The sequence below is a fragment of the Bordetella genomosp. 7 genome (genome assembly GCF_002261265.1).
In the GTDB taxonomy this organism is placed as follows: Bacteria; Pseudomonadota; Gammaproteobacteria; order Burkholderiales; family Burkholderiaceae_B; genus Bordetella_A.
In genome coordinates this window covers 673,146-698,932 of record NZ_NEVK01000004.1, presented here as the reverse complement: position 1 = coordinate 698,932, position 25,787 = coordinate 673,146, and the positions used below count along the sequence as shown (strand labels likewise).

The window sequence follows — 25,787 nt, the reverse complement described above, 5'->3', positions numbered from 1 at the left end:
ATGCAAGCATTTACCACTCACGAAGGCCTGGTCGCGCCGCTCGACCGCGAGAACGTCGACACCGACCTCATCATTCCGAAACAGTTCCTGAAATCGATCAAGCGCACCGGCTTCGGCCCCAACTTGTTCGACGAGCTGCGCTATCTGGATCACGGCGAGCCCGGCATGGACAACAGCAAGCGCCCGCTCAACCCCGATTTCGTGCTGAACCAGCCGCGCTACCAAGGGGCGTCGGTGCTGCTGGCCCGCAAGAATTTCGGCTGCGGATCCAGCCGCGAGCATGCGCCCTGGGCGCTGACGCAGTACGGCTTTCGCGCCATCATCGCGCCGTCGTACGCCGATATTTTCTTCAACAACAGCTTCAAGAACGGGCTCTTGCCCATTGTGTTGTCCGAGCTCGAAGTGGCGCGCCTGTTCGACGAAGTCAGGGCGTTCTCGGGCTACAAATTGCGTATCGATCTCGACCAGCAGGTCGTGGTCACGCCTGAAGGCCGCGCCATGCATTTCGATATCGAGCCGTTTCGCAAGTATTGCCTGTTGAACGGCTTTGACGACATCGGGCTGACGCTGCGCCATTCCGACAAGATCCGCGCCTTCGAGGCCGAGCGCCTGGCGCGCCATCCCTGGCTCGAAAGCCGGCCGCTGGGCTGAGCGCGTACCCGCGCCGCGCATGAGCGGCGCGGGGCGCCTGCTGCCCTGCACTGATTCTTTATTTATCGATAGGTTCTTTTCATGACGCACAACATCGCAGTGTTGCCCGGCGACGGCATCGGCCCCGAAATTGTGGAGCAGGCCGTACGTGTGCTGGGCGCGCTCGGCTTGCCGCTCGAAATACAACAGGCGCCGGTGGGCGGCGCGGCCTACGACCAGGCGGGTCATCCGCTGCCGCAGGCCACGCTGGATCTGGCCCGCAACTCGCACGCCGTGCTGTTTGGCGCGGTTGGCGACTGGAAATACGACAGCCTGCCGCGCGAGCATCGTCCCGAGCAGGCCATCCTGGGCCTGCGCAAGGCGCTGGGGCTGTTTGCCAACCTGCGCCCGGCCATTCTGTATCCCGAACTGGCCAGCGCTTCGTCGCTGAAGCCCGAAATTGTTGCCGGGCTGGACATCCTGATCATCCGCGAACTCACCGGCGACATCTATTTCGGTACGCCGCGCGGCGTGCGCGCCGCGGCCGACGGCCCTTTTGCGGGCGAGCGGGAAGGCTTCGACACGATGCGCTACGCCGATACAGAGGTTCGGCGCATCGCCCGCATCGGCTTCGAGTCGGCGCGCAAGCGCGGCAAAAAACTGTGCAGCGTCGACAAAGCCAATGTGCTGGAGACTTCGCAATTCTGGCGCGACATCGTCATCGAGGTGGCGCGCGATTATCCCGATGTCGAACTGTCGCACATGTATGTCGACAACGCCGCCATGCAACTGGTTCGCAACCCGCGCCAGTTCGACGTCATCGTTACGGGCAACCTGTTCGGCGACATCCTGTCCGACGAAGCGGCCATGCTTACCGGATCGATCGGCATGCTGCCATCGGCTTCGCTGAACGCGTCGGGCCAGGGCCTGTACGAGCCCAGCCACGGATCCGCGCCAGACATCGCGGGGCAGGGCATTGCCAATCCGCTTGCCACGATATTGTCCGCGGCCATGTTGCTGCGCTACTCGCTGAACCTGGCTTCGCAGGCCGATCGTGTCGAAGCGGCCGTGCGCACCGTGCTGGCCGATGGCCTGCGCACGGCAGACATCCACGAGCCGGGCACCACCAGGGTGTCTACGTCGCAAATGGGCGACGCCGTGCTCAAGGCGTTGCGCTGACGCAGCGCCAGCGAGCATCCCTGCGTTGCGGTTCCGCCCGGGACGCAGGGCTCGCGCCGGCTGCACGGCAGTCGCTTTCCGACGGCAGGGGCGGGGGCTCCCGCAGGCCCCTTTTGCCCTGCAGTGCAACATTTCTGTCCGGCATTCTGATAAATTGTCGGGATAACCGGCTTTTTTATCCATTTTTCCAAGAGCATTGAACATGACGCAAGCAGTAGGCCTGGTCGGCTGGCGCGGCATGGTCGGTTCCGTTCTCATGCAACGCATGCGTGACGAAAACGACTTCGCCCTGATCGACCCCGTTTTCTTTTCCACCAGCAACGCCGGTGGCGCTGCGCCCGCCTGGGCCGATGGCGCCGGCCCGCTGCAAGACGCCTACGACATCGATGCTCTGAAAAAACTGCCCATCATCGTCACGGCGCAGGGCGGCGACTACACCACCGAGGTATTCCCCAAGCTGCGCGCGGCGGGCTGGACGGGCATCTGGATCGACGCGGCCAGCACGCTGCGCATGAAAGACGACGCCATCATCGTCCTCGACCCGGTCAACCGGCCGGTTATCGACGCGGCGCTCAAGCGCGGCGTACGCAATTTCGTCGGGGGCAACTGCACGGTCAGCTGCATGCTCATGGGCCTGGCAGGGCTCTTCAATAACGACCTGGTCGAATGGATGACATCCATGACCTACCAGGCGGCTTCCGGCGGCGGCGCGCAGCACATGCGCGAACTTCTCACCCAGTTCGGGCTGCTCAACCAGGCGGTCAAGCCTCTGCTCGACGATCCGGCCTCGGCGATCCTGGAAATCGATCGTGGCGTGCTCCAGGCGCAACAAGACCCGGCGCTGCCGCAAGAAAACTTTGGCGTGCCCCTGGGCGGCAACCTCATCCCCTGGATCGACAAGGACCTGGGCGACGGTATGTCGCGCGAAGAATGGAAGGCCGAAGCTGAAACCAACAAGATTCTCGGTCGCGGGCAGAGCTTTGGCACTCCAGCCACGCCTATCGACGGATTCTGCGTGCGCATCGGCGCCATGCGCTGCCACAGTCAGGCGCTGACCATCAAGCTCAAGCGCGATATCCCGCTCGACGAGATCGAAGCGCTTATCGCGCAGGGTACCCAATGGGCCAAGGTCGTGCCCAACACCAAAGAAGACACCATGCGTGCGCTGACGCCGGTGGCCGTGACGGGCACCCTGGATATCCCGGTCGGGCGCCTGCGCAAGCTGTCGATGGGGCCCCAGTACCTGGGCGCTTTCACGGTGGGCGACCAGCTCTTGTGGGGCGCCGCCGAGCCGTTGCGGCGCATGTTGCGCATTGCGCTGGCCGAAGCCTGATTCACCGGCTTGCGGTTGCACTCATGGCCTTTCGGGCCTGGCAAAGGCACCTGCGGGTGCCTTTGCCTTTTATCCTTACGCAAGAGCGGGATGCGATTTGTGAATCAGAGTCCATCCATTACACTTTCGCCCAGCATAGGCCGGTAAAACGATTCGTTCTGCAGGATTCCACACCATGACCTCGCGTTCGCGCCGCGTTTCCCACACTTGCCGTCTCAAAGCCCTGAACTGGGCCGTGGCCTTGGCGCTGGGTGCATCAGTTGTTCCCATGACGCAGGCGGCCACTGTCGGGCATTCCCGGGTGGTGTCGGCTCCGGGAGCACCTTTGCAAGTGGTAATTCCCTTGGACGGCCTGACTCCCGAAGAGGCGGCCTCGCTGCAAGTCAGGGTGGCCGATGCGGACGCCTGGCGTCGGGCCGGGCTGCAACCGCCCGTGCCGCTGGACACCATGCGGGTCACCATTCGTGACGTGCAACGCCAAGCCGCCCGGAACATCAGCATCACATCATCGCAACCGCTGGCAACGTCCGCGGTCGATCTGCTGCTCGACTTGCAGTCCAGCCTGGGCCAGCGACAAATACAGGTCACCATTCTGGTGCCGCAGCGCGGCGCCGCGCCCGGCGTACAGTCGCCACGTGTAGGGGCGGCGACCGCCGAGCGGGCGGCCGCGGGTTCAGTATCGGTACGCCGCGGCGACAATCTGTTTCGCATTGCTCGCCGCAATGCGGTGCCGGACGCCAGCATGTACCAGATGCTGGTTGCCTTGTGGCGTGCCAATCCGCACGCGTTTATCCAGAGCAACATGAATCTGGTGCGCGCAGGCGAAACGCTGTCCATCCCGGACGCTGCGACCGTTCGCGCCATTGACCCGGCCGAAGCGCGCCGCATCTACGCCCAGCACCTTGAAGCCTTCGACCGCTATCGCGGTCGCGCCGCGGCCGACGCCGCCGGCAGTGCGACGGCTGCCGCCAGTGGCAGCGCGGCAGCGGGGCAGGTAAGCGAGGCGCAGGCGGGCCAGGCCAGTACAGCCCCGGCGCCGCAGGACCGCCTGCGCGTCAGTGCTGCCGACTCGCCCGACGCGCAGGCGGATACGCGTGTTTCGGCCGATCGCGCCATGCAGGATACCCAGCAGCGCGTGCAGACGTTGCAAGGTAACGTCGATGCCCTGAACCAGGCGCTGGGCAGCAATACCGACGGCAATGCCGGGGGCACGCCCGGCCAGGCACCCGGCAATGCCGACTCCTCGGCTGCGGCAGGCAGCGCCGGCACAGCAGGTGGCCCGGGTGCAGCCGGTGCTCCCGGTGCGGCAGGCGCACCCGGTGCGGCAGGCACTCCTGGTGCAGCAGGCGCTCCCGGTGCAGCAGGCACTCCCGGTGCAGCAGGCACTCCTGGTGCGGCAGGCACTCCTGGTGCAGCAGGCACTCCCGGTGCGGCAGGCACTCCCGGCGCAACAGGCACTCCTGGCGCAGCAGGCGCTCCCGGTGCGGCAGGCACTCCCGGTGCGGCAGGCGCACCCAGTGCGGCAGGCGCTCCCGGTGCGGCAGGCGCTCCCGGTGCGGCAGGCGCTCCCGGTGCAGCAGGCGCTCCCGGTGCGGCAGGCGCTCCCGGCGCAGCAGGCACTCCCGGTGCGGCAGGCGCACCCGGTGCAGCAGGCACTTCCGGTGCAGCAGGCACTTCCGGTGTGGCGGGCGCCGACGGCGCTGCCGTCACGCCGGGTACACAATCTACGGCCCGCAGCGCTGCGGATGCGGCCAGCAACAACGAAAAGGAAGCCGCCATGGATTCGATGCCCGGCTGGTTGGCAAACAATCTGCTTGTCGTGGTGACCGCGGCGCTGGCCATCATCGTGCTGATCGTGGCATGGGTGCTGCGGCGCGCCGGCGCGCGCCGCGCGGATGAAGACGAGGCCACCTACGGTGAGGCGCTCGACACCGAAGCCCTGAACCGCAAACTCAATAGCATCAACCTCGACCTCGACCAGCCCCCCACCGACGAGCCGCGTCCTGGCGGACGGGCCTGAGTCCGTGCCCCGCGTTGCACTGGGCCTGGCCTATGACGGGTCGGGTTGGCAAGGTTGGCAGACCCAGCCGCACAGGCAGACTGTGCAGGACACGCTTGAAGCGGCGCTGGGCCGGTTCGCGGGCATAGACGGCCGCGTGGCCACGATTTGCGCGGGCCGCACGGATACGGGCGTGCACGCCGCCATGCAGGTGGTGCATCTGGACACAAGCTTGCAGCGGCGCGCCGAGTCGTGGGTGCGGGGCGTCAACGCCTTCCTGCCGCCCAGTATCTCGGTGCTGTGGGCGCAACCCGTGTCCGACACATTCCATGCGCGGTTCTCCGCGCGGTCCAGAACTTATCACTATCTGCTGTGGCGCGGACGGGTTCGCCCACCGCTATGGGCCGGCCGTGCGGGCTGGTGCTTCCAGCCCCTGGATGTGCAAGCCATGCGCCAGGCTGCGGCGCTTCTGCTGGGCGAGCACGATTTTTCCAGCTTTCGATCCTCGCAGTGCCAGGCGCGTCATCCCGTACGCACGCTGCACGAGCTGGCTATCGAAGAGTGCGGGCCTTTCCTTGTGTTCAGGTTGCGCGCCAATGCTTTCCTGCATCACATGGTGCGCAACCTGCTCGGCGCACTGTTGCAGGTCGGGCAGGGGCGGCAGGCAGTGGCGTGGATGTCGGCCTTGCTTGCCGCGCGCGACCGGCGCTGCGGCGCGGCCACTTTCGCGCCCGACGGCCTATACCTGACCGCGATCGAATATCCGCCTGAATACAGCTTGAACGACACCGACGGCAGCAGCCAATTGATGCCCCGAATTACATTTTCTTAAGGGTAATCAGCAGGCAGGCAACTTCCTGGAATCGCTATATTATTGCGAGCGAAAAAATTGGCGCCCTATACCGGCGCCGTTTCGCGGCCGTTTCACACGAACGGTACGCGCTTGCATATTGATCCCAACCAGGAGACTTCTGTAATGCATCGTCGTTCGTTCCTCAAAAAGGCCACATTGGGCGCCGCAGCTGGCGGCGCCGCGCTTGCCGCTCCGGTGGTGGCGCAAGAATCGCCCACGCTGAACTGGCGGCTGGCATCAAGCTTTCCGCGCAGCGCCGACGCTATTTATTCGGGCGGCGAAAACCTGGCGAAGTATGTCTCCGAGGCCACGGACGGCAAATTCAACATCCGCGCTTTCCCGGCGGGCGAAATTGTGCCCGCCCTGCAGGTGCTGGATGCCGTACAGAACAATACGATCGAATGCGGGCACACTGCCTCGTACTACTATTTCGGCAAAGACCCCGCGCTGTGCTTTGACGGTGCGGTGCCTTTTGGCCTGAACACGCGTCAGATGAACGCGTGGATGCGCCACGGCAATGGCCTGAAGCTCACGCGCGAGCTCTTCCAGAAGTACAACATCGTCAATTTCCCCTGCGGTTACACCGGCACGCAGATGGGCGGCTGGTTCCGCAACGAAATCAAGACCGTCGATGACCTCAAGGGGCTGAAGTTCCGTGCCAGCGCTTTCGCCGGCGCCGTCCTGTCGCGCCTGGGCGTCGTGCCGCAGCAGATTGCCGGCGGCGACATCTACCCGTCGCTCGAAAAGGGCACCATCGACGCCGCCGAATGGATCGGCCCGTACGATGATGAGAAGCTGGGCTTTCACAAGGTGGCCAAGCACTACTACTTCCCGGGTTGGTGGGAAGGCACGCTGCAGGTGTCGCTGTACGTTAACCAGGACGTGTATAACCAACTGCCCAAGCATTACCAGTCGGTGCTGGCGCAGGCGGCCGCCACGGCCACCAACGACATGATCGCCAAGTACGATGCTGAGAACCCGGCCGCTTTGCGCCGCCTGGTGTCGCAGGGCGCCGAGCTCAAGGCTTTTCCCAAGGCCGTCATGGATGCCTGCTATGCCGAGGCCGTGAAGGTGTACAACGAGTTCTCCGCGAAAGACCCCATGTTCAAGAAGGTCTATGACGACATGGTGGCCTTCCGCAATAACGAAATCCCGTGGTTCCGTCTGGCCGAGGGCAGTTTCGACGGCTTCATGGGCACGATCAACCGGGGCCAGTAAGTCGGCAGCGGCTTGGGGTTTCGGGGCGGCGGGGCGGGCCGGGGGTAAAATCGCCCGATTCCGCCTGCCGCAGCGCTTGTCACAAGCCGGCGTCGCCAAGGCGCCGCATGCCCGTGGCATAACCCGGACACCCCGTAGACCACGCATGCTCACGCCTGCGCCGCACCCGGCGCAAGGTATTTTCCCTTTCCGGATATTTTTCCCATCATGAAAGCATTACTCGCTATATCGCGCGCCATTGACGCGCTGAATCTGCGGGTTGGCCAAGCCGTGACATGGATCACGCTGCTGGTGGTGCTGGTCAGCGCCGGCAACGCGGTGGTCCGCAAAGTGTTCGAGACCAGCTCGAACGCCTGGCTGGAACTGCAGTGGTACATGTTTGGCGCCATGTTCCTGCTGACGGCTGGCTACACCCTGCTCAAGAACGAACACGTGCGCGTCGACATCCTGTCGTCGCGGCTGTCCCGGCGGACGCAGATCTACATCGAAATCTTCGGCGTACTGTTTTTCCTGCTGCCGATGGCCATCCTCATTATGTATTTGTCGTGGCCCATGTTCATGGATTCGTACATTTCGAACGAGCAGTCGTCGAACTCCGGCGGCCTGGTGCGCTGGCCGGTCAAGTTGATGATACCGGTGGGGTTTGCGCTGCTGGTGCTGGCCGGCATCTCGCGCCTGATCAAGTGCGTGGCATACCTGCGCGGCCAGGGGCCTGATCCGCTCGCCCGTGCCGAAGGCAAGTCAGCCGAGGAACTGCTGGCCGAAGAAATCGCCCGTGAAGCGCAGGCGCGCGAAGCGGCCCTGCAACAACAAAACAGGGACCGCTGATCATGGAGTTTCTCATCGCAAATCTGGCGCCGATCATGTTCGGCACGCTGGTGCTGTTCCTGCTGCTGGGCTTTCCGGTGGCGTTTGCCCTGGCCGCCAACGGCATCCTGTATGGCCTGGTCGGCATGGAGCTGGGCCTGTTCAACGCTTCGCTGTTCCAGGCATTGCCGCAGCGGGTGTTCGGCATCGTGTCCAACGACACCTTGCTCGCGGTGCCGTTCTTCACCCTGATGGGCCTGGTGCTCGAGCGATCGGGCATGGCCGAAGACCTCCTGGAAACCATCGGGCAGGTATTCGGCCCGTTGCGCGGCGGCCTGGCCATCGCGGTGGTGGTGGTGGGCGCCATGCTGGCCGCCACCACCGGCGTGGTGTCGGCCTCGGTGATCTCCATGGGCCTGATTTCATTGCCCATCATGCTGCGCTACGGCTATGACAGGCGGCTGGCCACGGGCGTCATTGCCGCCTCGGGCACCTTGTCGCAGATCATTCCGCCCTCGCTGGTGCTGATCATCCTGGCCGACCAGTTGGGCCGGTCCATTGGCGACATGTATCGCGCGGCCATGGTGCCGGGGTTCCTGCTGGCTGGCGCGTACATTGCGTACATCGTGCTGATGTCCATCATCAAGCCTTCGTCGGCTCCGGCCCTGCCCGAAGAGGCGCGCGCGTTCCGCGAGCCCAACGGCTCGCGCGGCGGCCGATCATTGCTGGTATTGATGCTGATCTCGGCAGTGTCCGCGTACCTGTTGACGCAATGGCTCGAAAAGGCCGACGCTCCGGTCGACGAAAAGGTGGTGCTCAGCCTGCTGCTGTGGGGCCTGACTGCTTTTGTGATCGCCATCATCAACAGGGTGTTCAAGCTGCGCGTGCTGTCGGCCCTGGCCGAGCGCGTCACCTTCGTGATGATCCCGCCGCTGTTTCTTATCTTCCTGGTGCTGGGCACCATCTTCATCGGCGTGGCCACGCCCACCGAAGGAGGAGCGATGGGTGCCGTGGGCGCCATCATCATGGCCTTGATCCGCCGCCGCCTGACGCTGGACCTGTTGCGCCAGGCCATGGATACCACCACCAAGCTGTCGTGCTTCGTGGTGTTCATCCTGGTTGGCTCGACCGTGTTCGGCCTGACCTTCCGCGGCGTCAGCGGCGACCTGTGGGTCGAGCACCTGCTTACCAGCGTCCCGGGCGGCCAATGGGGCTTCCTGATCGTCGTCAGCGTCCTGACGTTCGTGCTGGCCTTCTTCCTGGACTTCTTCGAGCTGGCGTTCATCATCGTGCCGCTGCTGGGGCCGGTGGCCGACAAGATGGGCATCGACCTGATCTGGTTCGGCATCCTCCTGGCCGTGAACATGCAGACGTCGTTCATGCATCCGCCGTTCGGTTTTGCCTTGTTCTACCTGCGATCCGTGGCCGCCAAGGATCGCTACAAGGACAAGGTAACCGGCCAGATGATCGAACCGGTGACCACGGGGCAGATATACTGGGGTTCTGTGCCGTTCATCGTGATCCAGCTGATCATGGTGGCGGCGGTGATGATTTTCCCCGGCATGGTCATGCATTACAAATCCGGCATGTCTACCGTCGACCCCGACACGGTGAAGATCGAAATCGAAACCACGTATGGCACCGGTATCTACGGCAACGAAGCCGCCGATCCGGCAGCCGCGTTCAAGTAAGCAGCAATCCATGCGTACTCGCGTCAAAATCTGCGGGTTGACCCGCGAAGCAGACATCGCCTCGGCCGTGCAGGCCGGGGCGGACGCGATCGGCTTCGTGTTTTACCCGCCAAGCAAGCGGTATGTGTCGCCGGCGCGCGCGGCGCAGCTGCGCCGCACGGTTCCCGCCTTTGTCGATGTGGTGGCCTTGTTTGTCAACGCCAGCCAGGCCGAGATCCGCGCCGTGCTGGATGAAGTCGGGCCCGATCTGTTGCAGTTTCATGGCGACGAAACCGCCGCTGACTGTGCCCGGTATGGAACCCGCTACCTGCGGGCCTTCCGCGCCGGCGCTCCAGGCCTGGATGCTCCACAAACGCTGGCCGATGCATGCCGTGCCTTCGACGGGGCGGCCGGCTGGCTGTTCGACAGTTACAGCGCCGGTTACGGCGGCAGCGGCCAGGCTTTCGACCACAGCTTGCTGGCCGCTGTGCGGGCCGACGCCGCGGCGCGTCCGGTGATCCTGTCCGGCGGGCTGAATGCCGCCAACGTGGAGCAGGCCATTTCGGTCAATCGGCCGTGGGCGGTCGATGTCAGCAGCGGAGTCGAAACCGCACCCGGCGAAAAATCGCCGGCCAAAATTCGCGAACTCTGCGCGGCTGTGCGGCGGGCCGACGATCGCTTGCGCGGCGAATAGTATGTGTATATAATCTCGCTTCTTTGCAGGCGGTTAGCTCAGATGGTTAGAGCGCTACGTTGACATCGTAGAGGTCGTTGGTTCGATTCCAATACCGCCTACCAGAATTACTTGAGCCGCGCAGCTATTTGCTGCTGCGGCTTTTTGCTGTTTGCCTGCCGTGTATTGCGGCTGCCCCTGGTGATGCATAAAGGGGTTGTCACCCTTGGTTTGTTGCCTGGAGCGGCTCATTTGAAACGGTGGTTGACTTAACTGCACATGCCGCCCATAGTGGGCCTGATTCTCAAGTGTTGTGATCGTAGTGCGGTCATGCGCGTCTGACGCGCCATCATTGTCCACAGTCCTTCCTTGATCGTCTTTTCGAGCATTTGCTCGTGTGTTGTTTACTTAAGGAAGCACTATGGAAACCGGCATCGTGAAATGGTTTAACGCAGACAAGGGCTTTGGCTTCATCATGCCCGAGAACGGCGGCAAAGATTTGTTCGCCCATTTCTCGGAAATCGAAAGTAACGGCTACAAGTCGTTGGAAGAAAACCAGCGCGTCAGCTATGTTCAGTCGCAGGGCGCCAAGGGGCCTCAGGCCACCAAGATCCGCGTTCTCTGATCGGCATCGCTCTCGAAAAACCCTCGTTCGCGAGGGTTTTTTGTTTGCGCATCCGATTCGCGTTCAAAGCGCAGCCAGATGTTGGCGCAGCCGGATTTCCAACTCGAGCAATAGCGCTTCGACGCGTGCGTAGGATGGGCCGACGGCCCCGGCGTTTTCCGTATCGAGCGCGGCCGCAAGCCGGTCGAAAGCCGGCAAGGCATGGACATGTCCGAGAAAGCTCACCGTACCTTTCGCGCGGTGAGCCTGTTGCCGCGCTTGGCGGAAGTCGCCCGCCGTGACGGCCACCCGCAACGTGGCGAGATCGTCATGAAGATGCGCAAGCGCTTCTTCGAGCAGCCGGCGCCTGATGGACGCATCGGGGTACAGCGACAAGACCGTGTCGATATGCACCATGGTGTCAAGGGCCTGCCTGCTGGTCGAATTTTTCTTTCAGGTACAGCGCCAAGGCCAGGTCGTCGGCCAGCCCGAGTTTTTTCATTGAGCGACGCTTGTGCGTGCTGATGGTTTTCTTGCTGCGCAGCAGGCGGGCGGCGATCTGTGTAACGGACAGCCCTTGCGCGATCTGGCGCAGCACTTCGATTTCCGCCGCCGTGAGGCGGGTGTCCGGGTGCGCGGGAGCCGTCGTGAGCAGTTCGCCATTTCGGTAGGTGATGAAACCACGGCCATGCTGGTTACAGGCGGCACGCAAGACGTCAATCAGCACGGGCAGGGATGCGGTTTTGGGCAAGTATCCGTGGGCGCCCGCGCGAAAGGCGGCATATTCCGTTTCGGCCGGCGCGCCGGCCGAAAAGGTGATGATGGCCATCTTGGGGTAGTGGCGCCTGAGCCTGCGTATGAAGTCCACGCCGTCCCAGGCCTGTCGAGGCAGGTAGAAATCGACGATGGCGATATCGCACGGCTGGCGCGCCAGCTTGTCCAGAAGGGCTTCCGACGAAGTCTCGGTGTGCACGATGTCGAAATCGGGTTGTGACCTGAGGTAGGCGGCCACCCCCAGCGTGATGACGGGATGGTCGTCGAGGATGGCAACCCGTATGCGATCGTCGGCGCCCGAAAGCAGCATGTAGCGGCGTCCAGCCGTGCTGGGCACGGAGGCCGGGTGGGTGGGGGCGGAGGTCCGGAAGGGCGGCATGATGTGAAGAACTGGCGGGCGGCGCCCTGAAGTTGGGTACGCAGTGCGTCGAGGGTACCCAGTATGTAGAGCGACAAAGCGAAAGTGCCCGCAAAATCAGACTTGTCCAAGCTGGGCGTGTAGCGCGAGGGGGAGGGCGTCCGCTTTTATATCGACCGTGGCGAGCGTCGTGGGTTCCGAAAGGGCAAAGCGGCGGCGGGGATGCTACAATCTTTGACTACAGGCGCGCACTTCGCGTGCCGGTTTTACAGGCTGCCAGGCATGACGTCTCGCCCGACACGAACTACGACCGGAAACTTCCGCCCCATGTCGCGTTAGTTTTTTCAGCGTCGGGTTTGCCCATGTCAGGCAGTGGCAGTCCCAGCAAGCACCAGACGGAACGCGGCGGACAGCCGCGTTTCTCGTTTCTTCCCCAGGAAATTCTCGATGGTACAGATCACTTTGCCAGATGGTTCGCAGCGTCAGTTTCCCGGCCCGGTCACGGTGGCCGAGGTCGCGCAGTCCATCGGCACCGGACTGGCCAAGGCAGCCCTGGGCGGGCGCATCACCGTGGCGGGCGACGCCCCCCGGCTGGTCGACACCAGCCACCTGCTGGAGCAGGACGCGCAACTGGCCATCGTCACCGCCAAAGATCCTGACGGGCTGGAGCTCATCCGCCATTCCACCGCTCACTTGCTGGCCTATGCCGTAAAAGAACTGTTTCCCGACGCGCAGGTCACCATAGGGCCCGTTATCGACAACGGCTTCTATTACGATTTCTCGTACAAGCGCCCGTTCACGCCGGAAGACCTGGCGGCCATCGAAAAGAAAATGGCCGAACTCGCGCGCAAGGACGAAATCGTGACACGCGAAGAATGGACGCGTGACGATGCCGTGGCGTACTTCAAGAGCATCGGCGAAGACTACAAGGCCGAGATCATCGCTTCGATCCCCGCGAACGAAACGCTCAGCCTGTACCGCGAAGGCAATTTCATCGACCTGTGCCGCGGCCCGCACGTGCCGTCCACCGGCAAGCTCAAGGTTTTCAAGCTGATGAAAGTGGCGGGCGCCTACTGGCGGGGCGACAGCAACAATGAGATGCTCCAGCGCATCTACGGCACGGCCTGGGCAACCCGCGAAGAGCAGGACGCCTACCTGCACATGCTCGAAGAAGCCGAGCGCCGCGATCACCGCAAGATCGGCCGCGAACTCGACCTTTTCCACTTCCAGGACGAAGCCCCCGGGCTGATCTTCTGGCACCCCAAGGGGTGGACGCTGTGGCAGCAGGTCGAACAATACATGCGCGCGGTGTATCGCGACAATGGCTACCAGGAAGTCAAGGCGCCGCAGATCCTCGACCTGTCGCTGTGGAAGAAAACCGGCCACTGGGACAACTACCGCGAAAACATGTTCACCACCGAGTCCGAGAACCGCGTGTACGGACTCAAGCCCATGAACTGCCCGGGCCACGTGCAGATCTTCAACGCCGGCCTGCATTCCTACCGCGAGCTGCCGCTGCGCTACGGCGAATTCGGGCAATGCCACCGCAACGAGCCCTCGGGCTCCCTGCATGGCATGATGAGGGTGCGCGGCTTCACCCAGGACGACGGACATATTTTCTGTACCGAAGACCAGTTGCAGGACGAATGCGCGGCCTTCACCGAACTGCTGCAGAAGGTCTATCGCGACTTTGGGTTCAACGAAGTGCTGTACAAGGTGGCCACGCGCCCCGAAAAGCGCATCGGCAGCGACGAAATCTGGGACAAGGCCGAAACCGCCCTGATGGAAAGCCTGCGGCGTACCGGTTGCGAATTCGAGGTGTCGCCGGGCGAGGGCGCCTTTTATGGCCCCAAGATCGAATACACGCTCAAGGACGCGATCGGACGGCACTGGCAGTGCGGCACGATCCAGGTGGATTTCTCCATGCCGCAGCGGCTGGGCGCCGAGTACGTCGATGCCGAGGATCAGCGTCGGGCGCCGGTCATGTTGCACCGGGCCATCCTGGGTTCGCTCGAGCGTTTCATCGGCATGTTGATCGAAAACTACGCCGGCGCGATGCCGCCCTGGCTGGCGCCGGTGCAGGCCGTGGTCTGCTGTATTTCCGAGCCGTCTGCCGATTATGCGGCGCAAATCACACAAACCCTGAAAAAACAAGGCTTTAGAGTACAGTCCGATTTGCGTGGTGAAAAAATCACTCGTAAAATCCGCGAGCATAGCCTGCAAAAGGTGCCGTACATCCTTGTCGTGGGCGACAAGGAAAAGCAAAATGGTACCGTTGCCGTCCGTGGGCTGGGCGGACTGGACCTGGGCGTCATCCCGCTCGAGGCCTTTACCGCCCGCCTGGCCGAAGACGTTGCCGCCCGCCGCGTCGTGCAACAACAAAGCAGTGATAGTTAATTCTTTTAGGAGTCGTCAACATCGCCACTGAAAAAGCCAATCGCATCAACGGTGAAATCCGCGTCCCCGAGGTGCGCCTGATAGGTCTGGACGGGGAACAGCTCGGTATCGTCAAGATCGCCGATGCGTTCCGTCTTTCCGAGCAAGCCGACGTGGATCTGGTCGAAATCGCGCCCAACGCGGATCCGCCAGTTTGCCGTTTGATGGACTACGGCAAGTTCAAGTACCAGGAACAAAAGCGGCAAGCCGAAGCGCGCGCCAAGCAGAAGGTCATCCAGGTCAAGGAAGTCAAGTTCCGGCCCGCGACCGACGAAGGCGACTATCAGGTCAAGCTGCGCAATCTGCGCCGTTTCCTGGAAGAAGGCGACAAGGCCAAGGTAACGCTGCGTTTCCGTGGCCGGGAAATGGCTCACCAGGAACTGGGCATGCGCGTGCTCGAGCGCGTGCGCGACGACCTGACCGAACTGGCCCAGGTCGAGGCCATGCCCAAGCTCGAAGGGCGCCAGATGGTCATGGTGCTGGCTCCTCGCAAAAAGAGCGTTCCGGGCAAGTCCGATTCGGCCTCCTGAACGCCACGCCCCGCATGGCCGGTGATCCTGTCTCCGGCCATGCGCGCAGGCGGACGGCGCGGGGGTGACAATTACGTTACGATGGCGTTTTGACACGCCGGGCGTGGCACGGCGTGAGGCCTGGACGTTCCTACCATGCATGTACTCTTCATCATCGATCCGCTGCCGCTTCTGAAGGCATACAAGGACTCTTCGGTTGCCATGATGCGCGCGCTGGTGGCGCGCGGCCATACACTTAGCTTCGCCCTTCAGGAAGACCTGTTCATCGACGCGGGGGTGGTGCAGGCCCGCAGCACGCCCATCGAGCTGGTGCAGGGCGCCGATCTGCACGGCCATGCATGGTGGCGTGAAACCGCCGCCGCCCGGGACGTGCCGCTTTCGGAGTTCGGCGCGATCATCATGCGCAAGGATCCCCCCTTCGACATGGAGTATGTCTACTCCACGCATATGCTCGAATACGCCCAGGCGCAGGGCGCCAAGGTGTTCAACGACGCAGCCGCGATCCGCAATCATCCCGAAAAGCTCGCCATCACCGAATTCGCCGACCTGGCCGCGCCCACGCTGGTCACGCGAGATATGGGCCGCATCAAGGCGTTTCATGCGCTTCATCGCGATGTCATTGTCAAGCCGCTGGATGGCATGGGCGGGTCCGGCATTTTTCGCCTGCAGGCCACCGAGCCGAACCTGAACGCCATCCTCGAGACGCTTACCGACAACGGCGCCCGCACTATCATGGCGCAGCGCTATATTCCGGAAATCGTCCAGGGCGACAAGCGTATTTTGCTGATAGGCGGCGAGGCCGTGCCGTATTCGCTGGCGCGCATTCCGCTGGCCGGCGAAACGCGCGGCAACCTGGCTGCCGGCGGTCGAGGCGTGGCGCAGCCGCTCACCGAGCGCGATCGCGAGATCGCGGCCGTGGTGGCGCCGCGGCTGGCGGCGCGCGGGCTATTGGTGGTGGGCCTGGATGTCATCGGCGACTACGTCACCGAAGTCAATGTCACCAGCCCGACCTGTTTCGTCGAAATTGCCGAGCAGACAGGTTTCGATGTGGCCGGTGCTTTCGCCCAGGCCCTGGAACGCGCTGCGACGTAAAGGCACTCCATGACCGGCCTTGTTATCGTGGTGCATGCGCCACTGGGAGTGGCCATGCGCGAGTTCGCCGAACACGTGCTGGGCGCCGCCGTGGGCAGCCAGATGGCGGTGCACGACATCCAGCCCGACGACATGCCGGACGATCGCGTGCCCGCGGTGCTGCAGGACATTCGTGCGGCCGATACCGGCGGCGGCGTGCTGGTGCTGACCGACCTTATCGGCGCCACGCCCGCCAATATCGCCAAGCGTGCCGTCGAAGAGGCGCAAGCCCTCGGTACGCAGTGCTGTGTGGTGGCGGGGCTGAACACGTCGATGCTGCTGCGGGCGCTGACCTCACGCGAGGCCAGCCTTGCGGAAACGCGCGAAAAAGCGCTCGCGGGTGGGGTGCAGGGGTGTCTGCGCGTAGATTGAGCAGCCGGATTTTGCCCTATCATGTCGATGCACGGCGCAGGCGCGGCGGCGACACATCGTTTCCCCGGGCCGGCCGCCAGCGCCAGGCTCTGTTTATCTGATTTCTATGCCAACTTCAGACATCGTCATTTCAAACAAGCTGGGCCTGCATGCGCGCGCAGCAGCCAAGCTCACCCAGCTTGCCAGCCAGTTTGGCAGCGAAATTTTTATTTCCCGGGGCGCCAAGCGCGTCAACGCAAAAAGCATCATGGGAGTCATGATGCTGGCTGCCGGCAAGGGTGTCACCGTCAGGCTCGAAGCGTCGGGCGCCGATGCCGACCGGGCGCTATCCGAAATCCAGAACCTGTTCGACAGCAAATTCGGTGAGCACGAATAGCACGCCTTCTCATCCTGCCACGGCGCATTGCGCCGTGGTGGCGTTGCATGGCAAGGGCGTGGCGCGCGGATATGCGATCGGCCGCGCTGTGGTGATGGGCGCAGCATCGCTCGAAGTGGCCCATTACCGTATCGCACCCGAAGACGTCGAGGCAGAATGCGCGCGTCTGACACAGGCGCTTTCCCGGGCGCAGGATGACCTGGCGCAAATTGTCGATACGCTGCCGGCCGATGCGCCGCGCGAGCTGGGCGCGATGCTGAACGTGCACCGATTGCTGATGGCCGACCCGTTATTGGCCGAGCAAACCTGCGACCTCATCGCGCAGCGGCTCTACAACGCAGAATGGGCGCTCGCCACGCAGGGGCAGATTCTGGGCGAGCAGTTCGACGCCATGGAAGACGAGTACCTGCGCGAGCGCGGCGCGGATGTCCGCCAGGTTATCGAGCGCGTGTTGCAGGTGCTGTCCGGAAGCAGCGCCATGCTGCCCGATGGCGCCGACCTCGATGGCAACGACCCCCTGGTGGTGGTGGCCCACGATATATCTCCGTCGGATATGCTGCGGTTGCGGGGCGGCCGCTTTGCCGCGTTCGTTACCGACCTGGGCGGGCCGACTTCGCATACCGCTATCGTTGCGCGCAGCATGGGCGTGCCGGCCGTGGTGGGGCTGGGCAATGTGCGCGACCTGGCGCGCGATGGCGACACGGTGGTCATCGACGGCGACGCCGGCGTAGTGCTGCTCAATCCTGCGCCGCCCATGTTGCAGGAATACCGCGACCGGCAGGTTGCCTATGCCGCCGAGCGCGCCGAGCTCGCCCTGTTGCGCGACGAACCCGCCGTTACCCTGGATGGCATCGCCATCGTGCTCAACGCCAACATCGAACTGCCCGATGAAGCGGCCGCCGCGGTGCAGGCAGGGGCGCATGGCATCGGGTTGTTCCGCAGCGAGTTCCTGTTCATGGGCCGGCCGTCGCTGCCCGACGAAGAAGAGCAATACCAGGCCTACGCTGCGGTGGCGCGCGTCATGGGAGGGCGCCCCGTCACCATACGTACGCTGGACATCGGCGCCGACAAGACGCTTGACGACGAGGCCACGGTGGCCACCAACCCGGCGCTCGGGCAGCGCGCCATCCGTTATTGCCTGGCCCGGCCCGAGATGTTCGCCACGCAGTTGCGGGCCATCCTGCGGGCTTCGGCGCACGGCAACGTGCGGCTGTTGCTGCCAATGGTGACGCACATGCACGAAGTCGCCGCCGCGCTGGCGGCGATCGACGCCGCGCGGCGCGAGCTGGACGCGCGCGGGCAGCCGTATGCAGAACGCCTGGAAGTCGGCGCCATGGTCGAGGTGCCGGCGGTGGCCATCGCCATTGAACCGTTCGCGCAGGCGCTGGACTTCCTGTCGATCGGCACGAACGACCTGATTCAATACACGCTGGCCATCGATCGTGGCGACCACGACGTGGCCAGCCTTTACGATCCGCTGCATCCCGCGGTGTTGCGGCTGGTGGCCAATACCATCAACGCCGGCGCCCGCCTGGGCAAGCCCGTTGCCGTGTGCGGCGAGATGGCGGGCGATGCCCGCCTCACGCGCCTGCTGCTGGGCCTGGGGCTTACCGAGTTTTCGATGCACCCGCAGCAGCTGCTCGATGTAAAGCGCGAAATCCGCCGCGCGCACAGCAACGAGTTGCGGGTCAAGGTGGCGGCCGCCCTGAACCGGGCCCTGCCGGTCGACCTGGACCTGCTCGGTCAGCCCTGACGACCGATCGCGGCCCGACCGATCGCTGGTTTATGGCGCGATCTCTACGATCACCTTGCCGAAGTTGCGTCCCTGAAGCAGGTCGATGAAGGCGGCGGGCGCCTGCTCCAATCCGCTGACGCGGTGTTCGCGCACCTTGATGCGGCCAGCGTCGATCCACGCGCTCATGTCGCGCCGGAAAGCCTCGTAGCGATCGGCATAGTGGTCCAGGATGATGAAGCCCTGCAGGCGGATGCGCTTCTGCAGCGCGGCGGCCATCATGGCCGGCAGACGGTCGGGCCCTGTGGGCGGCCCGTCGTCGTTGTAGTGCGCGATCACGCCGCAGATCGGTACACGGGCCCCGATATTCAACAATGGCAGCACCGCATCGAAGACGGTTCCTCCCACATTTTCGAAGTACACATCAATGCCCTGGGGGCAGGCGGCGGCCAGCATAGCCGGCAGCCGTGGGTCGTGGCGGTCGAGGCAGGCGTCGTAGCCCAATTCCTGCACTGCATAGCCGCACTTTTCGCGGCCCCCCGCAATGCCCACCACGCGAGCGCCCTGGAGCTTGGCGATCTGGCCCACCATGGCGCCCACCGCGCCGGTGGCGGCCGCCACCACCACAGTCTCTGCGGGCCGTGGCTGGCCGATATCCAACAGGCCCACGTAGGCCGTGAAGGCGGGCATGCCCAGCGCGCCCAGCGCATAGCTGGGTTGCGGCATGCCCGCAAGCGGCAGCAGATCCGTTCCATCGGACAGGGCGTAGTCCTGCCAGCCTGCGTTGGCCAGCACCAGGTCGCCCGGCCGGAATTGTGCATGGCGCGACTCCACCACGCGGCTGACAGTGCCGCCCACCATGGGTTCGCCCAATGGCACGGCTGCCGCGTAGGCCGGACCCACTTCGTCCATCAAATTGCGCATATATGGATCCAGCGACAGGGCAAGGGTGCGCAGCAGCACCTGCCCATGATGCGGCGCGGGAACTTCGGTGTGTTCCAGCCTGAAGTCGGTGGTCTGGGGCAGGCCGCGGGGGTGCGCGGCCAGGACAAAGCGGCGGTTGATGGATGCATTTTGCGGCATATCGGGTCCCTGAGGCGTTTTCGGGCAGACACACTGTGTTGGCGGCTTTGTGGGCCGGCTTCGAAATACTAGGGGCGTCTGGCCTGGTGGAGGGAGTTCGGCATGCTGCCGGCAGGGTCTTGCCGGCTTATGGATGAATTGTGCAGTGCGCAATAAAATTGTGGAATGAAAAAGCGCGTAGGCCATGTGGGTGCTGATGGCAGCCAGTTTGTGCTTTAAACACAACAAAAATTATGATGCATCAAAAAATGTTGTGAAGCAGCAAAAGCAGGACTAAGATGGTCCAGGTGGTGCCCTTTCATTCTCTCAAGGAGCAGGTCATGGCAGATTCCACTCGCAGGGCCACGACGCCGGGCCAACCGGCAGGCGGGATGCCAGGCTTCTGGCGCCGCATGCAGGACCGTGTAACCGGCTTTCTGGAAGCGGTGGGCGAAGTGCTGCACGGCATGGATCAAGCCAGGCAGATGCATCCCACCATTTCCGCCTATCACGATCCGCACCGCTGATACGGGCGCTGCCCGTCAGGCAAATGCCAGTCGCCCGACTGGCATTTTGTTTTGGGCGGCCGCCCGCGGGCGTGGCCTGCCCGCAGGGCCCGGCCCAAGCGATAATGGCGATCCTACAGGAGGATTGCATGCAAGTTATCGACACCGAAAAGACCCGCAGCGTATTGGAATTTCCCGCCGTGATCTCGGCCCTGCGCACCGCCTTCCAGGCGGGCGCCAGCGTGCCGCCGCGCCACGTCCACGCCATTGAGTCGGGCGGTTCGCAGGGCACGTCGCTGATCATGCCGGCGTGGAACGAGCAGGGTTATTTCGGCGTAAAGGTCATCAATATCTTTCCCGAAAACACCCGGCAGGGCCTGCCCGGCCTGCATGCCACCTACACGCTTTATAGCGCCCGTACCGGAGTGCCCCTGGCACAGGTCGATGGCGATATCGTGACGGTGTATCGCACGGCGGGTGCGGCGGCACTGGGCGCCTCGTACCTGGCGCGGCAGGATGCCAAGGTATTGCTGATCGTCGGGTCGGGACGCATTGCCGGGCTGGTGGCGCAGGCGATGCGCGCCGTACGGCCCATCGAGCGGGTGCTGGTTTGGAACATACGCCCGGCAGGGGCACGCAAGCTGGCCGAGTCGCTGGTGCAACAGGGTTTTGACGCCGCCGCTATCGAATCACTGGAAGACGGGGTGCGCCAGGCCGACATTGTCAGTTGCTCGACGCTGTCGACCGAGCCGCTGGTGCGTGGCGCGTGGCTGCGCCCGGGCACGCACCTGGACCTGATCGGCAGCTTCAAGCCCGAAATGAAGGAAACGGATCCACAGTGTTTCGCGGGGGCGGAAGTCTATGTAGACACCGACGAGGCGCCGACCAAGGCAGGCGACCTGCTGGCGGCGTTTGACGCGGGCGTGCTCACGCCGGCCGCCATACGCGGCACGCTGACCGAGCTGGTTGCGGGGCAGGCTCCCGGCCGCGCCGATGACCGCCAGATCACCGTGTTCAAGGCGGTGGGCAGCGCGCTGGAAGACCTGACGCTGGCCGCCATGGTGTACGAAGCGCATCAAGGGCGCGCAAACGCAGAGCCTGGGGCAAAATAGCGCCTTGCACGCCTGCTGACGGATTTTTTCAACATTTCTGCCGGATACCCGCCATGTCCTCTTCGTTACTACGGTTGGCTGCCGCCGCCGCCACTATCCTGCCGATGCTGTCCTGGTCGGCCCGCGCCGAAGTCGTGATCGGGATCGACGTCTCGACCACGGGGCCAGCCGCCGCCATCGGCATCCAGACCAACAATGCCCTGCGCCTGTGGCCGCAGACGCTGGCAGGCCAGCCGGCGCGCTACATCGTGCTGGACGACGGCACCGATGTCAGCCGCGCCGTCAAGAACATCCGCAAGCTCACCTCCGAAGACAAGGTGGATGCGATCGTCGGACCCAACATCACCGCATCGGCACTGGCCGCCCTGGACGTACTTGCCGAGACGGGCACTCCCATGGTGGCCCTGGCCGCGTCGGCCGTCATCGTCGAGCCGCCGAGCGACCCCAAGCGGCGCTGGGCGTTCAAGATGCCGCAGAACGATTCCCTGATGGCCACGGCGCTGGTGGATGACATGCGTCGCAAGGGAATCAAGAGCGTGGCCTTCATCGGTTTCGCGGACTCTTACGGCGACAGCTGGCTCAGCGAATTCACCAAGGCGGCCGGCAGCGACATCAAGCTGGTGGCGCAAGAGCGGTTCCAACGCAATGATGCATCCGTGATGGGACAGGTGCTCAAGGCCATGGCGGCGCAGCCGGAGGCGATATTGATCGCCGGGTCTGGCACGCCTGCGGCCTTGCCTCAAAAGACCCTGGTGCAACGTGGCTACAAAGGGCCCATTTACCAGACGCACGGCATCGGCACGCTCGAATTCCTGCAGGTAGGCGGCAAGGATGTCGAAGGCACGCTGTTCCCCACGGGGCCGGGCGTCGTGGCGCGCGAACTGCCCGATGACAATCCGGTCAAGAAAGTGGCCGTGGAATTCGCGGACAAGTACGAGGCCCAGTATGGGGCCAATACCCTTACCCAGTTCGCCGGCGACGCGTATGGCGCCTGGATACTGCTCGATTCGGCGGTAGGGCGCGCGCTCAAGACGGGCGCCAAGCCGGGTACGCCGGAATTTCGCGCCGCGCTGCGCGATGCGCTCGAAAGTACGCAGGATCTGGTCGTGCCCAACGGGGTGCTCAACATCTCCAAAACCGATCATCAGGGCTTTGACGAGCGCGCCCGGGTCATGGGTGTGATACGAGACGGAAAGTTTTCCTACGCTCGGTAACGACCCTGATTCGCCGGGGCAGACGCCGCTTCAGGCGTGCTGCAACGGGCGAATCGTGAAAACTTTGCCCTTCAAGCAGGCCGCGCGCCTGCTTTTTTGTCGCCATATGGTTTGTGTTGAAATGATTGATTGACGTACTATTTCGCGTGAATTGGTTTTGTATATAACTATCTTCAATGGGAGCTGCGCATGTCACTTATTCTGGACAAAATGAAATGGGCCGTATTGGCAGTCAGTCTGGGGTTGTTGGCGGCATGCTCGGATTCGGCAGACGAAGAACCCGCCAAGGCTGCGTCCAATGAGCCGCCGCCGGCGACCCAAAGCACGCTGCAGGCCGCCAAAGAGGCGGGCAAGGTCCGTATCGGGTACGCCAACGAGGCGCCTTATGCCTATATGGACAGCGCCGAAAACCGCCTGACGGGCGAGGCCGTCGAGATCGCGCGCGTGGTGCTCAAGCGCATGGGCATCAACGAAGTAGAAGGCGTGCTGACAGAGTTCGGCTCGCTGATCCCCGGCCTGCAGGCCAATCGCTTCGACATTATTGCGGCGGGCATGTACATCACGCCCGAACGTTGCCAGCAGGCGACTTTTTCCAACCCCACCTACGGGGTGGGCGAAGCGTTCCTGGTGCAGAAAGGCAACCCCAAGAATCTGCACAGCTACGAAGACATCGCCAAGCAGGACGACGTGCGCCTGGGCGTGGTCGTGGGTGCGATCCAGAGCGAGTATGCGCGCAAGCTGGACATTCCGACCGACCGGGTAGTGGTGTTTCCCGATGTCGTGAGCGCGTTGTCCGGCGTGCAGGCCGGCCGGGCCGATGCCTATGGCGCCACCGCGCTGACCATCAACGACCTGATGAAGAAGTCGGCCACCGGCGACCTGGAAAAGGCCGAACCGTTTACCGATCCGGTGATCGACGGCGAAAGCGTGCGCGGCTATGGCGCATTCGTTTTCCGCCCGGCTGACCAGGAATTCGTCGACGCGTTCAACGCCGAGCTGGCCAAGTTCATCGGTTCCGAAGAGCATGCGAAGCTGGTGGAGCCCTTCGGGTTTGGCAAGAACGAACTGCCCGGCGACGTGACGGCTGAAAAGCTGTGTGCGGCCAACGGCCAGTAACGCATGGCTATTACGCTAGAAGGCATGGCGGGGCTGCTGCCCCCCTTGCTCGATGGGCTGGCGATGACGCTGCGCATCACGATCGGAGCGGCTGCGCTGGCCGTTCCGATCGCGCTGCTGGCGGGCCTTGCACGCCTGTCGCCGCATCGCTGGATCCGCTGGCCGGCCACGACCTACGTTGAAGTATTCCGCGGCACATCGGCGCTGGTGCAATTGTTCTGGTTCTACTACGTGCTGCCCTTGTTCGGCATGAAGCTGCCGGCGGTCACAGTGGGCATTGTGGTGCTGGCCGCCAATGCAGGCGCGTACGGCGCCGAGGTGGTGCGTGGCGCCATCCAGGCGGTGGCGCCGGGGCAACGTGAAGCGGCGGTGGCGCTGAACATGACGTCGGCGCAGAGCATGCGGCGCATTGTGCTGCCGCAGGCCTTTCCGGCCATGTTGCCGCCCGCCGGCAATCTGCTGATCGAGCTGTTGAAGAACACCGCGCTGGTGTCGCTGATCACCATTACCGACCTGACATTCCGAGGGCAGATGCTCAGGGCTGAGACCCTGCGCACGACTGAAGTCTTCCTGCTCCTGCTGCTGCTGTATTTTGCCGTGGCGTTGGTGATTACTGCCGGCATACGCCTGCTCGAGCGGAGGTTCCGCGTCCGATGAAGCCCATTTTTGATTGGACTTTTGCCTGGGAAATACTGCCCGCATTGGGCTCGGCGTTGGTGATCACCGTGCAGGCCACGGCGCTGGGGATGTTGCTGGCCATCGTGCTGGGACTGGTGCTGGCCTTGCTGCGCCGGTCGCGCTTGCGCGTGATCTCGGCGCCGACGGCGCTGTTGATCGAGTTCGTGCGCAGCACGCCGCTGCTGGTACAGATGTATTTCCTGTTCTATGTACTGCCGCAGAGCGGGTTTCGGATGTCGCCGCTGGCCACCGGCATTCTGGCCTTGGGCGTGCACTATGCCGCGTACTGCGCCGAGGTCTACCGCGCCGGTTTGGAATCAGTGCCTCGTGGGCAGCTCGAGGCGGCTACGGCATTGAACATGTCGCCCTGGCGTACGGCGGTGGGCGTCGTCCTGCCCCAGGCTATTCCGCCTGTGGTGCCGGCGCTGGGCAATTACCTGGTGGCCATGTTCAAAGACACGCCGCTGCTGTCGGCCATTACGGTGGTAGAGCTGCTGCAGCAGAGCAAGATCATCGGATCGGCCACATTCCGCTATACCGAGCCGCTGACCCTGGTCGGGGCACTGTTCCTGGTGCTAAGCCTGGGCGCCGCCTGGGGCGTGCGCCGCCTGGAGGCGTGGTTGAAAAAATTTGGAGGTTCTCGATGAGCGCGAGCATCAGCCTGAAAAATCTGTGTAAACGCTATGGCGAGCTGGAGGTGCTGCGCGGCATCAACCTGGAAATTCCGGCGGGCCAGACGGTATCGGTCATCGGTCCGTCGGGCTCTGGAAAGTCGACGTTGCTGCGCCTGTTGATGACGCTGGACCGCCCCACCAGCGGCGAGATCCTGATCGACGGGCAGTCGATGTGGGTGGACGCCCAGGGGCGGCAGGCGGGGCCCAATTCGGCCCATGTGCGGCGCGTGCGCGGCAAGATCGGCATGGTGTTCCAGCACTTCAACCTGTTTCCGCACAAAACGGCGATGGGCAACGTGATGGAAGCGCCCATCTACGTAGAGGGCCTGTCGCGGGACGAGGCAGCGCAGCGCGCGCGCGAATACCTGGAACTGGTAGGCCTGGGCGACAAGCTGGACGCCTATCCCGCCCAGCTCTCGGGCGGCCAGAAACAACGCGTGGGCATTGCGCGGGCGCTGGCGATGCGTCCGGAAGTCATGCTGTTCGACGAGGTGACCTCGGCGCTGGACCCGGAGCTGGTGGGCGGCATCCTGCAGATCCTGCGCGATCTGGCGGCCCAGCGCACGATGACGATGATCATCGTCACGCACCAGATGGGTTTTGCCGAACGCAGTTCCGACCGCACTCTGTTCTTCGACCAGGGCAACGTGGTCGAAGATGCGGAGTCCAGCGTGTTGTTCTCGAACCCGCGCGAAGAGCGCACGCGCCAGTTCCTGCAGACGGTGATCGAGGCGGCCTGAGCGGGGCCGC

The 25,787-nt window shown here is 63.8% G+C and carries 26 protein-coding genes and 1 tRNA gene; 24 read left to right on the top strand and 3 right to left on the bottom strand.

Features of this window, described 5'->3' with window-relative positions:
- The 11 genes from leuD to CAL19_RS10405 all read left to right on the top strand — a co-directional run bounded on the left by leuD (position 1) and on the right by CAL19_RS10405 (position 10,987).
- Positions 1-651 (top strand): 3-isopropylmalate dehydratase small subunit, encoded by a 651-nt coding sequence (leuD, locus tag CAL19_RS10455; protein ID WP_026641202.1) that lies wholly within the window; start codon positions 1-3, stop codon positions 649-651.
- Between the two features lie 81 nt (positions 652-732).
- Positions 733-1,809 carry a 3-isopropylmalate dehydrogenase gene (gene leuB / locus CAL19_RS10450; RefSeq protein ID WP_094796719.1) on the top strand — a complete coding sequence of 359 codons (1,077 nt, stop codon included), beginning with the start codon at positions 733-735 and terminating at the stop codon, positions 1,807-1,809.
- 202 nt (positions 1,810-2,011) lie between these two features.
- A complete protein-coding gene (asd, locus tag CAL19_RS10445) occupies positions 2,012-3,142 on the top strand; it encodes an aspartate-semialdehyde dehydrogenase (RefSeq protein ID WP_026641200.1) in 1,131 nt (376 codons plus the stop codon).
- A gap of 175 nt (positions 3,143-3,317) precedes the next feature.
- The gene (locus tag CAL19_RS10440) at positions 3,318-5,162 is read left to right on the top strand and encodes a type IV pilus assembly protein FimV (RefSeq protein WP_094796718.1); all 1,845 of its coding nucleotides are present in this window, start codon (positions 3,318-3,320) and stop codon (positions 5,160-5,162) included.
- A 4-nt stretch (positions 5,163-5,166) separates the two neighbouring features.
- The gene (gene truA / locus CAL19_RS10435) at positions 5,167-5,973 is read left to right on the top strand and encodes a tRNA pseudouridine(38-40) synthase TruA (protein ID WP_094796717.1); all 807 of its coding nucleotides are present in this window, start codon (positions 5,167-5,169) and stop codon (positions 5,971-5,973) included.
- A 144-nt stretch (positions 5,974-6,117) separates the two neighbouring features.
- A complete protein-coding gene (locus CAL19_RS10430; RefSeq protein ID WP_026641198.1) occupies positions 6,118-7,212 on the top strand; it encodes a TRAP transporter substrate-binding protein in 1,095 nt (364 codons plus the stop codon).
- Positions 7,213-7,419: 207 nt separating this feature from the next.
- Positions 7,420-8,040 carry a TRAP transporter small permease subunit gene (locus CAL19_RS10425; protein ID WP_026641197.1) on the top strand — a complete coding sequence of 207 codons (621 nt, stop codon included), beginning with the start codon at positions 7,420-7,422 and terminating at the stop codon, positions 8,038-8,040.
- 2 nt (positions 8,041-8,042) lie between these two features.
- The gene (locus CAL19_RS10420) at positions 8,043-9,710 is read left to right on the top strand and encodes a TRAP transporter large permease (protein WP_094796716.1); all 1,668 of its coding nucleotides are present in this window, start codon (positions 8,043-8,045) and stop codon (positions 9,708-9,710) included.
- Positions 9,711-9,720: 10 nt separating this feature from the next.
- Positions 9,721-10,383: a phosphoribosylanthranilate isomerase gene (locus tag CAL19_RS10415; RefSeq protein ID WP_249276286.1), complete on the top strand. Its 663-nt coding sequence runs from the start codon at positions 9,721-9,723 to the stop codon at positions 10,381-10,383.
- 27 nt (positions 10,384-10,410) lie between these two features.
- Positions 10,411-10,487 (top strand) — tRNA-Val (locus tag CAL19_RS10410).
- Positions 10,488-10,783: 296 nt separating this feature from the next.
- Positions 10,784-10,987: a cold-shock protein gene (locus CAL19_RS10405; protein WP_026641194.1), complete on the top strand. Its 204-nt coding sequence runs from the start codon at positions 10,784-10,786 to the stop codon at positions 10,985-10,987.
- Between the two features lie 63 nt (positions 10,988-11,050).
- Here the strand turns inward: CAL19_RS10405 and CAL19_RS10400 are convergent, their stop codons facing one another.
- Together CAL19_RS10400 and CAL19_RS10395 are read right to left on the bottom strand one after the other, a co-directional pair.
- A complete protein-coding gene (locus CAL19_RS10400; protein WP_094796714.1) occupies positions 11,051-11,383 on the bottom strand; it encodes a hypothetical protein in 333 nt (110 codons plus the stop codon).
- Between the two features lie 4 nt (positions 11,384-11,387).
- Entirely contained in the window at positions 11,388-12,119 is a 732-nt protein-coding gene (locus CAL19_RS10395) for a response regulator transcription factor (protein ID WP_249276285.1), read from the bottom strand.
- A 426-nt stretch (positions 12,120-12,545) separates the two neighbouring features.
- On the opposite strand from CAL19_RS10395, the gene thrS reads away from it, so the two are divergent.
- The 6 genes from thrS to ptsP all read left to right on the top strand — a co-directional run bounded on the left by thrS (position 12,546) and on the right by ptsP (position 18,696).
- The gene (thrS, locus tag CAL19_RS10390; protein ID WP_094796712.1) at positions 12,546-14,495 is read left to right on the top strand and encodes a threonine--tRNA ligase; all 1,950 of its coding nucleotides are present in this window, start codon (positions 12,546-12,548) and stop codon (positions 14,493-14,495) included.
- Positions 14,495-15,064, top strand: a complete 570-nt coding sequence (gene infC, locus CAL19_RS10385) for a translation initiation factor IF-3 (RefSeq protein WP_231494617.1) — start codon at positions 14,495-14,497, stop codon at positions 15,062-15,064. The genes thrS and infC overlap by 1 nt, the downstream gene beginning before the upstream one ends.
- Before the next feature lie 135 nt (positions 15,065-15,199).
- Positions 15,200-16,156, top strand: a complete 957-nt coding sequence (gshB, locus tag CAL19_RS10380; RefSeq protein WP_026641189.1) for a glutathione synthase — start codon at positions 15,200-15,202, stop codon at positions 16,154-16,156.
- Positions 16,157-16,165: 9 nt separating this feature from the next.
- Positions 16,166-16,567 carry a PTS sugar transporter subunit IIA gene (locus tag CAL19_RS10375; protein ID WP_026641188.1) on the top strand — a complete coding sequence of 134 codons (402 nt, stop codon included), beginning with the start codon at positions 16,166-16,168 and terminating at the stop codon, positions 16,565-16,567.
- 106 nt (positions 16,568-16,673) lie between these two features.
- Positions 16,674-16,943, top strand: coding sequence for an HPr family phosphocarrier protein (locus tag CAL19_RS10370; RefSeq protein ID WP_026641187.1), 270 nt, complete (start codon positions 16,674-16,676; stop codon positions 16,941-16,943).
- A 43-nt stretch (positions 16,944-16,986) separates the two neighbouring features.
- Positions 16,987-18,696, top strand: coding sequence for a phosphoenolpyruvate--protein phosphotransferase (gene ptsP / locus CAL19_RS10365; protein WP_038852681.1), 1,710 nt, complete (start codon positions 16,987-16,989; stop codon positions 18,694-18,696).
- Between the two features lie 30 nt (positions 18,697-18,726).
- Here the strand turns inward: ptsP and CAL19_RS10360 are convergent, their stop codons facing one another.
- Entirely contained in the window at positions 18,727-19,758 is a 1,032-nt protein-coding gene (locus tag CAL19_RS10360; RefSeq protein ID WP_094796711.1) for an NADP-dependent oxidoreductase, read from the bottom strand.
- A 320-nt stretch (positions 19,759-20,078) separates the two neighbouring features.
- Here CAL19_RS10360 and CAL19_RS10355 point away from each other — a divergent pair, with 320 nt between their 5' ends.
- The 7 genes from CAL19_RS10355 (at position 20,079) to ehuA (ending at position 25,777) form a co-directional block, all read left to right on the top strand.
- The gene (locus CAL19_RS10355; RefSeq protein WP_141214373.1) at positions 20,079-20,264 is read left to right on the top strand and encodes a hypothetical protein; all 186 of its coding nucleotides are present in this window, start codon (positions 20,079-20,081) and stop codon (positions 20,262-20,264) included.
- A 128-nt stretch (positions 20,265-20,392) separates the two neighbouring features.
- Positions 20,393-21,355 (top strand): ornithine cyclodeaminase family protein, encoded by a 963-nt coding sequence (locus CAL19_RS10350; protein ID WP_026641184.1) that lies wholly within the window; start codon positions 20,393-20,395, stop codon positions 21,353-21,355.
- A 53-nt stretch (positions 21,356-21,408) separates the two neighbouring features.
- Positions 21,409-22,569 carry an ABC transporter substrate-binding protein gene (locus tag CAL19_RS10345; RefSeq protein WP_026641183.1) on the top strand — a complete coding sequence of 387 codons (1,161 nt, stop codon included), beginning with the start codon at positions 21,409-21,411 and terminating at the stop codon, positions 22,567-22,569.
- A 189-nt stretch (positions 22,570-22,758) separates the two neighbouring features.
- The gene (gene ehuB, locus CAL19_RS10340) at positions 22,759-23,685 is read left to right on the top strand and encodes an ectoine/hydroxyectoine ABC transporter substrate-binding protein EhuB (RefSeq protein WP_026641182.1); all 927 of its coding nucleotides are present in this window, start codon (positions 22,759-22,761) and stop codon (positions 23,683-23,685) included.
- Positions 23,686-23,688: 3 nt separating this feature from the next.
- A complete protein-coding gene (ehuC, locus tag CAL19_RS10335) occupies positions 23,689-24,342 on the top strand; it encodes an ectoine/hydroxyectoine ABC transporter permease subunit EhuC (protein WP_026641181.1) in 654 nt (217 codons plus the stop codon).
- Positions 24,339-25,010, top strand: a complete 672-nt coding sequence (gene ehuD / locus CAL19_RS10330) for an ectoine/hydroxyectoine ABC transporter permease subunit EhuD (RefSeq protein WP_026641180.1) — start codon at positions 24,339-24,341, stop codon at positions 25,008-25,010. Before ehuC ends, ehuD begins: the two co-directional genes overlap by 4 nt.
- Positions 25,007-25,777 carry an ectoine/hydroxyectoine ABC transporter ATP-binding protein EhuA gene (ehuA, locus tag CAL19_RS10325; protein ID WP_026641179.1) on the top strand — a complete coding sequence of 257 codons (771 nt, stop codon included), beginning with the start codon at positions 25,007-25,009 and terminating at the stop codon, positions 25,775-25,777. The genes ehuD and ehuA overlap by 4 nt, the downstream gene beginning before the upstream one ends.
- The last annotated feature ends 10 nt before the right edge of the window (positions 25,778-25,787 follow it).